This window comes from Spongiactinospora sp. 9N601 (assembly GCF_044326295.1).
GTDB lineage: Bacteria > Actinomycetota > Actinomycetes > Streptosporangiales > Streptosporangiaceae > Spongiactinospora > Spongiactinospora gelatinilytica.
Genome location: NZ_JBIRBB010000010.1, coordinates 230,664 through 244,901 on the forward strand (window position 1 = coordinate 230,664; position 14,238 = coordinate 244,901).

12 protein-coding genes are annotated in these 14,238 nt (G+C 73.8%); 1 reads left to right on the top strand and 11 read right to left on the bottom strand.

The features are described from left to right. Positions 1-10: 10 nt before the first annotated feature. On the top strand, positions 11-3,163 hold the full coding sequence (locus ACH34R_RS25035) for a BTAD domain-containing putative transcriptional regulator (protein WP_397563946.1): 3,153 nt from the start codon (positions 11-13) through the stop codon (positions 3,161-3,163). Between the two features lie 2 nt (positions 3,164-3,165). Here ACH34R_RS25035 and ACH34R_RS25040 read toward each other — a convergent pair whose 3' ends face one another. From ACH34R_RS25040 to ACH34R_RS25090, 11 genes are all read right to left on the bottom strand, one after another. Further along, on the bottom strand, positions 3,166-4,920 hold the full coding sequence (locus ACH34R_RS25040) for an acetyl/propionyl/methylcrotonyl-CoA carboxylase subunit alpha (protein ID WP_397563947.1): 1,755 nt from the start codon (positions 4,918-4,920) through the stop codon (positions 3,166-3,168). Between the two features lie 171 nt (positions 4,921-5,091). After that, the gene (locus ACH34R_RS25045) at positions 5,092-6,696 is read right to left on the bottom strand and encodes an acyl-CoA carboxylase subunit beta (RefSeq protein WP_397563948.1); all 1,605 of its coding nucleotides are present in this window, start codon (positions 6,694-6,696) and stop codon (positions 5,092-5,094) included. Next, positions 6,693-8,198, bottom strand: coding sequence for an FAD-dependent monooxygenase (locus ACH34R_RS25050; RefSeq protein ID WP_397563949.1), 1,506 nt, complete (start codon positions 8,196-8,198; stop codon positions 6,693-6,695). The genes ACH34R_RS25045 and ACH34R_RS25050 overlap by 4 nt, the downstream gene beginning before the upstream one ends. Before the next feature lie 13 nt (positions 8,199-8,211). Then, complete coding sequence (locus ACH34R_RS25055) at positions 8,212-8,817, bottom strand: malonic semialdehyde reductase (RefSeq protein WP_397563950.1); 606 nt, start codon at positions 8,815-8,817, stop codon at positions 8,212-8,214. After that, entirely contained in the window at positions 8,810-10,510 is a 1,701-nt protein-coding gene (locus tag ACH34R_RS25060; RefSeq protein ID WP_397563951.1) for an FAD-dependent monooxygenase, read from the bottom strand. Before ACH34R_RS25060 ends, ACH34R_RS25055 begins: the two co-directional genes overlap by 8 nt. Positions 10,511-10,519: 9 nt before the next feature. After that, positions 10,520-11,110: a 2OG-Fe dioxygenase family protein gene (locus ACH34R_RS25065; RefSeq protein ID WP_397563952.1), complete on the bottom strand. Its 591-nt coding sequence runs from the start codon at positions 11,108-11,110 to the stop codon at positions 10,520-10,522. Then, positions 11,110-11,862, bottom strand: a complete 753-nt coding sequence (locus ACH34R_RS25070; RefSeq protein ID WP_397563953.1) for a cyclase family protein — start codon at positions 11,860-11,862, stop codon at positions 11,110-11,112. Before ACH34R_RS25070 ends, ACH34R_RS25065 begins: the two co-directional genes overlap by 1 nt. Further along, positions 11,859-12,344 (bottom strand): aromatase/cyclase, encoded by a 486-nt coding sequence (locus ACH34R_RS25075; protein ID WP_397563954.1) that lies wholly within the window; start codon positions 12,342-12,344, stop codon positions 11,859-11,861. Before ACH34R_RS25075 ends, ACH34R_RS25070 begins: the two co-directional genes overlap by 4 nt. Before the next feature lie 42 nt (positions 12,345-12,386). After that, the gene (locus ACH34R_RS25080; protein ID WP_397563955.1) at positions 12,387-12,707 is read right to left on the bottom strand and encodes a hypothetical protein; all 321 of its coding nucleotides are present in this window, start codon (positions 12,705-12,707) and stop codon (positions 12,387-12,389) included. 29 nt (positions 12,708-12,736) lie between these two features. Then, positions 12,737-12,979, bottom strand: coding sequence for an acyl carrier protein (locus tag ACH34R_RS25085; RefSeq protein ID WP_111165985.1), 243 nt, complete (start codon positions 12,977-12,979; stop codon positions 12,737-12,739). After that, entirely contained in the window at positions 12,976-14,238 is a 1,263-nt protein-coding gene (locus tag ACH34R_RS25090; protein ID WP_397563956.1) for a ketosynthase chain-length factor, read from the bottom strand. Before ACH34R_RS25090 ends, ACH34R_RS25085 begins: the two co-directional genes overlap by 4 nt.

The window sequence follows — 14,238 nt, forward strand, 5'->3', positions numbered from 1 at the left end:
AAGTCGCCCTGTGGAGTTTCGGATCCTCGGTCCCCTCGACGTGTGGCGCGACGGCCGGTCGATCGAGGTCAGAGGCGCCCGGCTCCGGGCGCTACTGATCATCCTCGGCCTGAACACGGGCCAGGTCGTGCCGGCCGACCGGCTGATCGGTGACGTGTGGCCCGACGGCGCTCCGGCCGACGCCGTCAACGCGTTGCACTCTCTGGTGTCGCGGCTGCGGGCGGTGATCGGCCGGGACGTGATCGATTCCCGGCTCGGCGGCTATCTGCTGGCGGCCGAGCCGGACGACCTCGACGCCAACCGGTTCGAGCGGCTGGCCGCCGCGGGCCAGGCCGCCCTCGCCGCGCGCGACCACGCCCGCGCGGCCGAACTCCTCGGCGCGGCGCTGGAACTGTGGCGCGGCCCCGCGCTGCTCGACGTGGCCGAAGCCCTTTTCGCCCAAGGCCCCATCGCCCGGCTGGAAGAACTTCGGCTGTCGGCGACCAAGGACCGCATCGAGGCCGACCTCGCCCTCGGCAGGCACGCGGCGCTGCTGCCCGAACTGGAGACCCTGCTCGCCGCGCGCCCGCTGGACGAACGGCTGCGCGCCTTCCAGATGCGCGTGCTGTACGCGTCGGACCGGCAGGCGGCGGCCTTGGAGGTCTACCGGCAGACCAAGCAGGCCCTGGCCGACGAGCTGGGCGTGGACCCCTCGGCCGAGCTGGAGACGACCTACCTGGCCGTGCTGCGCCGCGATCCGCTGGTCCGCGACGGCGGGCACGGGGGCCGGCGTACCAACCTGCGGGCGTCGCTGACGTCGTTCGTGGGCCGCGACGCCGAGATGGAGATGGTCGAACGCCACCTGGCCGAACACCGCCTGGTCACCCTGGTGGGCCCCGGCGGGGCGGGCAAGACCCGGCTGGCCAGGGAGGTCGGCGCGCGGGCCATCGAGCACACGCGCGATGAGGTCTGGCTGGTGGAGCTGGCCGCGGTCACCGAACCGGCCGACGTGCTGGGGGCCATGGCCGCGGTACTGCACCCGCCGGAGGGCATCCTGCTGACCGGCGCGCGGGACGGCGCGCCGCCCGCCTTCGACCTGGACCGCCTGGTGACCATGCTGGCCACCCGCCGCTCACTGCTCATCCTCGACAACTGCGAGCACCTGATCGAGGAGGTCGCCCGGCTGGCCGAGGTGCTGCTCGGTTCGTGCGCGGGCCTGCGGGTGCTGGCCACCAGCAGGGAGTCACTGAACATCGCCGGGGAACGGCTCGCCTGGGTGCCGCCGCTCACGGTGCCCGCGGACGCGACCCGGCCCGCCGAGGCGCTGGAGGCCCCCGCCGTGCGGCTGTTCGCCGACCGGGCCGCGGCGATCGTTCCGGGTTTCACCGTCTCCGAACGCAACGTCGCGGGCGTGGCCCGGATCTGCCGCAGGCTGGACGGGATGCCGCTGGCCATCGAGCTGGCCGCGGCCCAGCTTCGGGTGTTGTCGGTCGAACAGCTCGCCGAACGGCTCGACGACAGGTTCCGGCTGCTGGTCGGCGGCAGCCGTACGGCCTTCGCCCGCCACCAGACGCTGCGCGCGGTCGTGGACTGGAGCTGGGAGCTGCTGGAGCCGGCCGAACAGGTGCTGCTGCGGCGTCTTTCGGTGTTCGCGGGCGGGGCCACGCTGGAGTCGGCCGAACAGGTGGCGGGCGCCGACGTGCTGCCGCTGCTCGGCGCGCTGGCCGACAAGTCGCTGTTACAGGTGTCCCGCGAGCCCGCCGGCATCCGCTACCGCATGCTGGAGACCGTGCGCCTGTACGCCCTGGAACGGCTCGCCGAGTCGGGGGAGCGGGAACGGCTGCGACGGGCGCACGCCGCCACGTTCCTGGCGCTGGCCGAGCGCGCCGAACCCTGCCTGCGCGGCCCGGACCAGGTCACCTGGCTGGACCGGCTCACCGCCGAACACGACAACCTGCGCGCCGCGCTGCGCCAGGCGATCGACGACCACGACGCCGGGAGCGCCGTCCGGCTGGTGGCCGCGCTCGGCTGGTACTGGCGGCTGACCGGGGCGCGCGGCGAGGGCGCGGAGTGGGCCAGGCAGGCGCTGGCCGTGGCGGACGGCGCGCCCCCGGACGCCACCGTGCTGGCCCTGCTGCTCGGCGGGCTCGACCTCGGCCGGGAACCGGCCGGCCGGGCGCGGGCGGCGGTGGCGGCGTGGCGGGCCGCCGGCGAGCCGGGCCGCCACCCCTACCTCACCCTGGCCGGCCCCGCGCTGGCCATCGCGCTCAAGGAGCCGCCCGGGCACATCGCCGAGCTGGCCTCCCGGCACGTCGCCGACCCCGACCCGTGGACCAGGGCGACCGCGCTGCTGTGGCGGGGCATGCGCCGACTGGACGACGCCGACCGGCAGGCCGCCGCCGACTTCGACGCCGCCCTCGCGGCGTTCCGCTCGGCGGGCGACCGGTGGGGCATGGCCTCGGCGCTGCGGGCGTCGGCCGAGATCGCCTTCGTCCGGCGCGAGTACGACCGCGCCCGCACCGCGTACGCCGAGGCGCTGCGGCTGTCCGACGAGCTGGGCGCCCGCCACGAGCGTCCCGGCCTGCTGTTCTACCTGGCCACGATCCAGATCGAGCACGGCGAGCGGGAGGCCGGGCTGGCCAACCTGCACGAGGCCAGGGCGCTCGCCGAGGACATGGGCCAGGCGTCCACGGTCGCCGGTGTGCACCTGCTGCTGGGCAACCTGGCCCGGCGCGAGGGCGACGCCGACCGGGCGCACGAGCACCTGACGGCCGCCGCCGCCATCGTCGAGGACGCCGACGCGGACCTCATGGAACTGCGTTCGATGGTGCTGACCTCGCTGGGCCTGCTGCACGCCGGGCAGGGCCGGCTGGAGCAGGCGGAGGAGTCGCACGGCCGTGCGCTCGGCGCGGCCGTGCGCAGCGCCGACGTGCCGGTGATCGGGGCCGTCCTGATCGGCCTCGCCGACCTCGCGGCCCGGCGCGGGGCCCACGAGCGCGCCGCGGTGCTGCTCGGCGGGGCGGCGGCCATGGCGCCGGGGCCGGGGCTGTCGCCGGAAGACCTGTCCGCCATCACGCGTGCCGCGGTCGACGGGCTGGGGCGGGCCGCCTTCGACCGGCTGTCCGCCCGCGGGCGCACCATGGGCCGCCAGGAGCTGATCGCGTACGGCGGGGCGGCGTCCTGACCTCAGGCGGCCACGATCTCGCACAGCACCGCGCCCCCCGCGACCGTCTGCCCCACCTCGGCCGCCAGCCCCCTGACCACGCCGGCCTTGTGCGCGGCGAGCGGTTGTTCCATCTTCATGGCCTCCAGGATCAGCAGGCTGTCCCCTTCCTGGACGGCGTCCCCGTCGGCGACGAACACCCGCACGATCGTGCCCTGCATGGGGCTCACCAGCGTGTCGCCCCCGGCCACCGGCTTGCGTCCGGCCTTGCGCCGCCGGGCCTCGGCCGGGCGGGCGGCGGTGGCGGCCGGCGCCGCGAATCCGGCGGGCAGTGAGACGGCGACCCGCCGCCCGCCCACCTCGACGGTGAGCAGTTCGCGCCCGGCCGGGGCCTCCTGCTCGGGCTCGGCGTCGTACGGGGGGATCAGGCCGGCGAATTCGGTCTCGATCCACCGGGTGTGGACGGTGAACGGCTCGGCCGGGCCGGCGGGCGCGAACGCCGGGTCGTTCACGACGGCCTGGTGGAAGGGCAGCACGGTGGGCATCCCGGCGAATTCGCAGTGGCCGAGCGCCCGCCGGGCGCGGGCCAGGGCCTCGGCCCGGTCCCGGCCGGTGACGATCACCTTGGCGATCAGCGAGTCGAACGTCTGGGGGACGGTCATCCCCTCGGCGTAGCCGAGATCGACGCGTACGCCGGGCCCGGTGGGCAGCCGCAGCCGGGTGAGGGTGCCCGGCGCGGGCAGGAAGCCGCGCCCCGGGTCCTCGGCGTTGATCCGGAACTCGATGGAGTGCCCGCGCACGGGCGGGTCGCCCTGGTCGAGCCGGTCGCCCGCGGCGATCCTGAGCTGTTCGCGCACCAGGTCGATGCCGGAGACCTCCTCGCTCACCGGGTGCTCGACCTGGAGGCGGGTGTTCACCTCCAGGAAGGTGATCGTCCCGTCGGCCCCCATCAGGAACTCGCAGGTGCCCGCGCCGACGTAGCCGCCCGCCCGCAGGATCGCCTTGGAGGCGTCGATGAGCCGCCGGGTCTCCCCGTCCGGCAGGAACGGCGCGGGGGCCTCCTCGACCAGCTTCTGGTGCCGCCGTTGCAGGGTGCAGTCGCGGGTGGAGACCACCACGACGTTGCCGTGCGCGTCGGCCAGGCACTGGGTCTCCAGGTGGCGGGGGCGGTCCAGGTACCGCTCGGCGAAGCACACGCCGGATCCGAAGGCCGCCTCGGCCTCGCGCACCGCGGACTCGTGCAACTTGGGGATCTCCTCGATGGTCCTGGCCACCTTCATGCCGCGACCGCCGCCGCCGTGCGCCGCCTTGATCGCCACCGGCAGGCCGTGCTCGCGGGCGAAGGCCACGACCTCCTCCGCGCCGGACACCGGGCCGGGCGTGCCGGGCGCGAGCGGCGCGCCGACGGACCGCGCGATCTCCCTGGCGCGCACCTTGTCGCCGAGCAGCCGGATGGCCCGCGGGGGCGGGCCGATCCAGGTCAGTCCGGCGTCGATGACGGCCTGCGCGAAGTCGGCGTTCTCGGCCAGGAAGCCGTAGCCGGGATGCACCGCGTCGGCCCCCGCGCGCAGGGCCACGTCGATCAGCCGCTCAACGTTGAGGTACGTCTCCGCCGCCGAACGCCCGCCCAGCGCGTACGCCTCGTCGGCCACCCGGACGTGCAGGGCGTCCAGATCCTGTTCCGCGTAGACGGCGACGCCGGCGATCCCGGCGTCGCGGCAGGCGTGAGCGACGCGTACGGCGATCTCACCACGATTGGCGATAAGCACCTTATGCACGTGTTCTCCATGATCGGGGGGAGTGGTAGCCCGGTACGGGGAGGCGTGGGGGCCGCCGGCGCAGCGGGACCCGGTGGGCCGCGGGCCGCGCCCGCGACCCCGCGAGCAGCGCGATGACCACGGCGGCGAGCTCTTCTTCGGTCAACTCGGCGCCGGAGAGGCGGATGTCCATCAGAACGGCGGGTTGCCGTGCTTGCGGGAGGGCAGCGGCTGGTGCTTGGCGGCCAGCATCTCCAGCGCGCGGATGAGCGTGCGCCGGGTGTCGGCCGGGTCCACCACGTCGTCCACGAGACCGCGTTCGGCGGCGTGGTACGGGTGCATCAGCTCCCTGCGGTACTCGGCGATCCGCTCGGCCCGTACCGCCTCCGGGTCGGCCGCCGCGGCGATCTCCCTGCGGAAGATCACGTTGGCCGCGCCCTCCGCGCCCATCACCGCGATCTCGTTGGTCGGCCAGGCGTACGACAGATCCGCGCCGATCGAGCGGGAGTCCATCACGATGTACGCCCCGCCGTACGCCTTGCGCAGGATCATCTGGATCCGCGGCACCGTGGCGTTGCAGTAGGCGTACAGCAGCTTGGCCCCGTGCCGGATGATCCCGCCGTGCTCCTGCTCGACCCCCGGCAGGAAGCCCGGCACATCGACCAGCGTGAGCAGCGGGATGTTGAAGGCGTCACAGGTCTGCACGAAGCGGGCCGCCTTGGTGGAGGCGTCGATGTCCAGCACGCCCGCGAGCGAGGCCGGCTGGCTGGCCACGATGCCCGCGACCCGCCCGCCGAGCCGGGCGAACGCGCAGATGACGTTCGTGGCCCAGGCGGCGTGGACCTCCATGAAGTCGCCGTGATCGACGATCTCCTCGATCACCTCGCGCATGTCGTAGGCCCGGCTCGGGTCGGCGGGCACCAGGTCCAGCAGCCTGTCGTTGCGCCGGCCGGCCGGGTCGCTCAGGAAGTCAGCGGGGGACTCGTCCGGCGGTAGTTCGCGGTTGTTGGCGGGCAGGTAGCCCAGCAGGTCGCGTACCGCGGCCAGGCACTCCTCCTCGTCGTCGTAGGCGAAGGCCGCCACCCCCGACACGCTCGCGTGGACGTCGGCCCCGCCCAGTTCGGCGTGCGTCACCTGGGCCCCGGTCACGGCCTGCACCACGTCGGGACCGGTGATGAACATCTGGGCCGTGCCGCGCACCATGAACACGAAGTCGGTCAGGGCGGGAGAGTAGGCCGCGCCGCCCGCGCACGGCCCCATGATCACATTGATCTGCGGGACCACGCCGGACATCCGGGCGTTGCGCTGGAAGATCCCGCCGTACCCGGCGAGGGCGGTGACGCCCTCCTGGATCCGCGCCCCGGCGCCGTCGCACAGGCCGACCACCGGCGCCCCGGTCGCCTCGGCCAGGTCCAGCAGCTTGTGGATCTTCTCGGCGTGCGCCTCGCCGAGCGCCCCGCCGAACATCCGGAAGTCGTGGGCGTAGACGAAGACCTTGCGCCGGTTCACCTCGCCCCAGCCGGTCACCACCCCGTCGGAGTAGGGCCGCTTGTCCTCCAGGCCGAAGCCGCGGGCCCGGTGCCGCCGGAACGGCTCGATCTCGGTGAAGGAGTCCTTGTCGAAGAGCAGATCGATGCGCTCGCGCGCGGTGAGCTTGCCCTTGGCGTGCTGCGCGGCCGTGCTCTTCGCGCCGGGGCCTTCCGCGACCCGCTCCTTGAGCCCGGCCAGCTCCTCCACCCGCCCGCGCATGTCGGGCTCGCCGAGCCGGGCGGGGGCGCGTTCGTCGAGTGCGGTCATCCCGTCCTTCCTTCCCCGAACCAGGCCGCCAGGGCACTGGTCAGCTCCTTCTCGCCGAACACGGCTCCCGCGGGCAGCACCCACGCCACACAGCCGTCGGGCCTGAGCAGAAGCGCGTCGACGCCGTCGATCCCGGCCTTCGCCGAGACGGTCCCGACCCGGGCCGACCAGCCCGCCGCCGCGGCATGGACCTCGGCCCGGCCGGCCAGGTCCAGCAGCAGCCCCCGGCCGCCCAGCCGTTCGCGGAGCCGGCCACCGGCGCCGCCCAGCGGCAGGTCCGGGCAGAGCGTGCCGACCAGCGGATGGGTCTCGCCCAGGTCGTACCGGACCGACTGGCCGGTCTTCATGTCCACGATGAGCCGGGTGACCGGCTCCAGGCCGACCAGCCCGGCGAACAACGCGCGCAGCGCCCGGCTCTGCGGGTCGGGCCGCATCAGCGCCGCCTGCGCGCGCGTGTTGTGCAACAGCACCGCGCCCACCGGGTGGCGCTCGGCGGTGTAGGTGTCCAGCAGACCCTCCGGAGCCCAGCCCTGGACCTGCGCGGCCAGCTTCCAGCCCAGGTTCGCCGCGTCCACCAGGCCGACGTTGAGGCCCTGGCCGCCGAAGGGGGCGTAGATGTGCGCCGCGTCCCCGGCGAGCAGCACCCGCCCGGCGCGGTACGACGTCACCTGCCGGGCCTCGTCGGTGTAGACGAAGCCGGAGACGAGTTCGTCGATGACCACGTCGGTGCCGCTGACCCGGCGGACGGCGGCCTGGAGATCCGGCAGGGTGAGCGGCGCGTACGGGTCGTCCGGCGGGCTGTCGAACTCCACGGCGGCCACCCGCTGCGCGCCGAACCCGGCGAACACGAAGACGCCGCGCTCGGTGTGGTGGAACCCGGGGGTCAGCTTGGCCCGCTCGGACTCGGCCAGCCGTACCACGCCGTCCCGGCCGGTGAGACCGGCCGGAGAGCCGACGAAGTCGAAACCGGCCAGCTCCCGCACGGTGCTGCGGTGGCCGTCGCAGCCGGCCAGGTAGGCGCAGCGGACTTCGAGCGGGCCGCCGGGCGTGGCGACCCGCACGCTCACCCCCTGCTCGTCCTGGCTCAGGCCGACCACCTCGTGCTCGCGCCGCACCTCCACGCCCAGCCGGTCGGCGTGCCTGGCCAGCAGTGCCTCCAGCTCCGGCTGGTCGATGCGGACGCGGCGGCGGTCCGGATCGGAGGCCAGCGACGGGTCCAGGAAGATCCCGCCGAAGTGCTCGCGCGGGCCGCCGGCCTTGCCGGTGAGGGCCAGGTCGCGGGCCGTCGCGGCCTCCTCGGCCGCGCCCAGCTCGGCGGCCAGGCCCAGGCCGTACACGGCCTCGGCGGCCAGCGGGCCCATCGAGCCCGCCTTGATCGCCTGGTCCGGCCGGGCCCGCCGTTCCAGGACCAGTACCGACACCCCGGCCGAACGCAGCTCGCAGGCGAGCATCAGCCCGACGGGCCCGCCGCCCGCCACGACGACCTCGAAGTAGTTGGTCACGGGGACACACTCCTTACAGCTCGGTGACGACGTCGCCGTAGGCCAGCCGCGGAAGCCGCGGCGGCACGGCGGTCGCGGCGGGCCTGCCGATGTTGAGCACGGTCAGCACGGTGTGCCCGCCGTCGCCGAAGAACTCCTTGTCGATGCCCTCCGCGTCGAAGCCGAGGGTGGGGGCGGCGGCCAGGCCGGCCGCGCGGATGCCGAGGATGAGGTACGCGATCTGGAGGGCCGCGTTGAACCGGGCGGACTCCTTGCGCACGAACGGGTCCTCGAACAGCCGCGCCGCGTCCGGCTTCGCCGGGAACAGCTCCGGCAGCCGCTCGTGGAAGTGCAGGTCGGCGGCGAGCAGCACGGTCAGCGGGGCCGCCGCGGTACGGGCCTTGTTGATGCCGAGCATCCACCGGACCACCGCGGCCCTGGCCTGCGCCGAACGCAGCACCACCATCCGCAGCGGCTGCTGGTTCATCGACGTGGGGCCGTACTTGACCAGGTCGTAGACGGCCTGCAGGTGCTCCTCGGTCACCGGCTCGCCGGTGAACGCCTCCACCGTGCGGGCCTCGCGGAACAGCAGGTCCTGCGCCGCGGCGTCGAGGAGCAGCCCATGGGCGCCCTCAGCCATCGCGCCCCGGCCCGAACCACCTGGACAGGGCCGCCGCCAGCGCCTGGTCACGGTGCTTCGCGCCCGCGGGCAGCGCCCACGCGACGCAGCCGTCCGGCCTGATCAGCAGCGCGTCCAGATCGTCCATGGCATCGGCCTTGACCTGGGCGGTGACGACCGTGACGCGCCCGGGCCAGCCCGCGGCGGCGGCCCGGACCTCCGCCCGGTCGGCCAGGTCGAGCAGGACTCCGCGGCCCCCGCCGAAGTGCTCGGCGAGATGCCCGCCGGTGGACAGCTCCGGATCGGCCGGCAGCGACCCGGCGGGCTCGGCCTCCTCGCCCACGTCATAGCGGGTGGACAGGCCCGTCACCATGTCGTACAGATGCCGGTTGACCGCGTCGAGGCCGAGCGTGCCGGCGAACAGGTCGCGCAGCGCGCGGCTTTGCGGGTCGGGCCGCATCAGCGCGGTCTGGGCGCGTGTGTTGTCCAGCAGCCGGGCCGCCTCGGGGTGGCGCTCGGCGGTGTAGGTGTCCAGCAGGCCCTCGGGGGCCCAGCCCTGGACCTGCGCGGCCAGCTTCCAGCCGAGGTTCGCGGCGTCCACCAGGCCGACGTTGAGGCCCTGGCCGCCGAACGGCGGGTGTACGTGGGCCGAGTCGCCGGCCAGCAGCACCCGGCCCAGCCGGTAGGTGGTGGCCTGGCGGGTGTGGTCGGTGAAGCGCACCCCGGACAGCAGCTCGTTGATGGTCGCCTCGGTACCGCTCACCCGGCGGACGCTCTCCTGCAGCTCCCCGGCCGTCAGCGGCACGTCCCGGTTCTCCGGCGGGCCCTCGAACTCGATGGTCGCCACCCGGTTCGCGCCGAACACGGCGAACAGGTAACCGCCGTTCGGCGTCAGGTTGAAGCCGGGCCGCAGGCCGTCCGGGTCGCCCATGCGCACCAGGCCCTGGCGGCCGGTGAGCGTCGGGCCGGTGCCCGTGAAGTCGAAGCCGGCCAGCTTGCGCACGGTACTCCGGCCGCCGTCGCAGCCGGCCAGGTAGGCGCAGCGGACCTCGATCGGCCCGTCGGCGGTGGAGACGTGGACGGTCACGCTGTCCTCGTCCTGGCTGAGGCCGACGACCTCGTGCCGATGGCGGACGTCCACGCCGAGGCGTTCGGCATGGCGGGCCAGGATGCCGTGCAGGGTGAGCTGGTCCACCCGGACCCGGCGGCGCGCGGGATCGGCGGACCGCGCCGCGTCCAGCGGCAACCCGGCGAAATGCTCCGGCGGCGTCATCCCACCCGGCCGCCCACCGGGCCCACCCGGCCCGCCGGGGCGACCGGATGCTCCGGGCCCACCGGGCCCACCGGGCCCACCAGGGCCTCCAGGGCCGCCCGGTCCATCCGGGCCTCCGGGGCGGCCGGATGCGCCAGGGCCGCCTCCGGGTCCTGGGGCCCCAGGACCGCCGGGGCCGCCCTTGGACATGAGTTCGGCGATGATCTCCTCGTCGCGGCGGGTGGCCGCAGCCTCGGCGGCCAGCAGTTCGTCGCGCAGGCCGAGCCTGGCGATCGCCTCGGCCGCCAGCGGGCCGATGATGCCCGCCTTGGGCATCGGGTCCGGGGCCGGCTGCCGTTCGAGGACCAGTACCGACACCCCCGCCGAGCGAAGCTCGCAGGCGAGCATCATCCCGACGGGGCCGCCGCCGGCCACCACGACGTCATGGCGGTCGTTCGTCATGGTCATCCCCTAACCGTCCGCGTCCGTGCGGGCGAGCGAGACGATGATCAGGTCCCGCTGGGCCCGGCCGCCCGCCTTGGGGGTGAACGGCGTGCAGTGGTGGGTGAGGGTCCGGTCGTCGAGCAGCAGCGTCTCGCCGACGCCGAGCCGGCGCTCGAACACCAGCGCCGACTCGTCCTCGGCCAGGGCCAGCATGTGCACGGCCCCGTTGACGTCCTCCTCCGCCACGACGGTGACCAGCACATGGTCGCCGCCGCCCTGGTGGAAGCCCTGCGACGGGCGGGCGATCTGCTTGTCGTCGGCGTAGTTGCGGACCTGGAACACCGTCAGGCGGAACTCCTCGCCCGGCACCTTCGCGCGTACCGTGTCGTCGGCGAGCTGCTCGGCCACGAAGTCGCGGACCGCGGGCCCGAGCCGGTCATAGGGCGAGTCGCCCTCGTCGTTCCAGGTGAGCGCGGTGCCCTTGGCGTGCCCGGTGCCCAGCCCGACGTACCGGACGATGTCGTCGTCCTTGAACCCGGTGTTCGGGGTCAGCTCGTCGAAGCTGCGCAGCAGGCCCTTGCCGATCTTGTCAACACTGCTGAACGTGTGGTGGTACATCAACGCTCCTCCACGGTGGCGACCACGCGGGTCCAGCCGGCCCCGGCGCCCGCGATGGACACCGGAAAGCACGACACCTCGAATCCGGTGGCCGCGGGCAGCGCCCCCAGATTCGCGAGCTTCTCCAACTGCAGGTACTCCTTGCGCCGCCCGTAGACGTGCGCGGGCCACAGGCAGGCCGGATCGCCCGTCCGCTTGTAGTCCTCGATCATCGAGCGCATCGGCTTGTCCAGGCCCCAGGCGTCGATGCCGATGACCCGCACACCGCTCTCCACCAGGAACTCGGTGCCCTCACCGGACAGCCCGGCGTAGTCCGTCAGGTACTCGGCGCCGCCCCACAGGGCGTCCGCGCCCGTCCACAGCAGCACGATGTCGCCGGGGACCAGTGCGTGCCCGGCCTCGGTGAGCGCCGCGCGGAGCTGGTCCACGGTGATGGCGGTGCCGGCCGCGACGTGCCGCAGGTCCAGCCGGACCCCCGGGCCGTGGCACCAGTCCAGCGGTACCTGGTCGATGCTCTTGGCCGGACGGCCGGCGGTCAGCGGGCCGTAGTGCAGCGGCGCGTCCATGTGCGTGCCGGTGTGCGTGGTCAGCGTGACGGTCTCGTTGGAGATCGCCATGCCGTCCGGGAAGTCGTCGGGGTTCAGCCCGAGGACGATCGCGCCGGTGCGGTGGTCGAGGAGTTCGACGGTCACCGGCGTAGCCTCACTCGGCGTGCTCTGCGTGGCCACGCTGAGGTCGTAGAACCTCTTCATGCGGGTTCCGCGACCAGTCGTTCCGCCTCGGACTTCACCGCGTTGAGGTCGGCCACGCTGTTGCGCTCGACGGCCGCGTGCAGCATCGCGTCGGCCTCCTCGGGGGAGAACCGGCCGGCGACCTTGCCGTCCACGGCCTCGCGGGTCTCGAAGTCGTGGGTCAGCACGAGCTGGGTGCGGTCCGTCCCGAACGGGAACGCCCGCCACTCGCCGCCCATCCGGCCCACGATCGGCGCGGTCTCAAGCTGGCGGTAGGCGATGACGTGCCGCCCGGCGTCGATGTCCCGCCTGGAGACCCAGGTGGCGGTCTCGCCGTTGACGTCCACCACGAACCGGGCGATCTGGTACGTCGAGTCGCCTTCGATGATCTTCACGTCCTGGGTGGGCGGGAAGATCCGTGCGTATCCCTCCACGTCCACCAGCAGGTCCCAGACCACACTGATCGACGCGTCCACGGTGACGGTGTGCTCCGCGTACGGCATGGCGCTTCTCCTTGGTCAGTCGGGGTCGGTCGGCCGGGGGTGTCAGACCGACATCTGCTCGTGGTTGGCGTACGCGGCCTCGAACCGCAGCTTGCCCTTCCACTGGGTGGTGAAGTCGTAGACCTCGGGCGTCTCGGAGAACCTCTTGAGGTCGTCCAGGGACTCCGTGCTGAACTGGGCGATGGCCGAGGCGGTGATGCCGCGGGAGCCCTTGTCGGCCGGCAGCCACAGGTGCGGCCGGTGGTCGAAGCCCTTGATGGTGTCGTGCCGGTCCAGCAGTTCCTTCATGGCGGCGAAGAACTCCTGCTGGTCCTGCTCGGTCACCGTGGCCGGGAAACGGTAGATCAGGGTGTGGACGATCATGGTCTGTTCCTTTCGGTGGTCAGAGGTCGTCAGGAGACGGTCGCGCGGGAAACGCAGTCCAGCAGCGCACGGGGGGTGGCCAGCTCGGGGACCTGCTCGTCGGGGATCTTCACCCCGAACTCGCCCTCGATCCTCGCCGCCGTCTCCATCACGGCCAGCGAGTCGTATCCCAGCTCGGCGAAGGTCCGGTCGATGATGTCCCCGGCGAGGTCGACGTGCTCGTCCTCGCCCGCGCAGGCCACCATGATTCTGCGGAGGTCGTCCAGGGTCATTGCGCTTCCTTCCGAAGTACGACGGCGGCGTTGAACCCGCCTTTCCCTCGTGCCAGCACCAGGGCGTTCCGGACCTTCGCGGGCCTCGGCGCGTCGCCTCGCACGAGGTCGATCCGGTAGTCGGCGGGCAGGTCGCCGATGTTGGGGACGGCCGGGATCAGGCCGTCCCTGATGCACAGCAGCGCGCAGGCCACGTCCAGCGGGCCACTGCCGGCGTAGAGCCGGCCGGTCAGCGCCTTGGGCGCGCTCACCGGCACGCCGCCGGGGCCGAAGACGGCGGTGATCGCCGCCGCCTCCTCCCGGTCCAGCCGCGGGACGCCGGCGGCGTCGGCGAAGACGACGTCGATCGTCTCCGGCCGCGCCCCCGCGTCGTCGAGGGCCTTGCGGATGGCGTACTCCAGGCCGGGCGGGCGGCCCGAGCCCGGCCGGGGGTCGAAGGTGGCGGCGTAGCCGGCGACCTCGCCGTAGACCTTGGCCGCGCCGCGCCGGGCGGCGGCCCCGGCGTCCTCCAGGATGAGGATGGCGCCGCCCTCGCCGGGGACGTATCCGTCGGCGGCCCCGTCGAAGGGCAGGTAGGCGCGCGCCGGATCGGTCCGGCCGCTGAGCCTGCCGCTGGCGATGTGGCTGACCCAGCCCCACGGGTCGAAGGAGGACTCGACGCCGCCGGTGACGATGTGCGGGGTGCCGCGTCGTACGGCCCGGCGGGCGTGGCCCACCGCGTCGAGGCCGCCCGCCTGCTCGGCGACCAGCACGCCGCTCGGGCCGCGCATGCCGTGGCGGATGGAGATCTGCCCGGTGTTGACCGCGTAGAACCAGGCGAAGGACTCGTACACGCTGACCGTCTGCGGTCCCTGCGTCCAGAGCTTCTGGATCTCCCGGTGCGTGAACTCGAAACCGCCCGAGGCGTTGGAGGTGACCACGCCCATGCTGTACTCGGGGAGTTCGGCGGGGCGCAGCCCGGCGTCGGCCAGGGCCCATTCGGCGGCGGCCAGCGCCAGCCTGGTCACCCGGTCGGTCTGTGGCATCAGCTTGGAGGGGATGTGCTCCTCGGCGACGAAGGAGGCGACCTGCCCGGCGAGCCGGGCCGGATACTTCGCCATCCGGTCGCCCAGCGGGGCGATGCCGCTCTCCCCGCGCAGGGTCGCCGCCCAGTACTCCTCAGCGCCCATCCCGTTGGGGGCCACCACACCGAGGCCGGTGATGACGGCGGTGGCGGGCCGCGTACGTGCCGCCCCGCCGGCGATCGTGGTCTGTGTCAT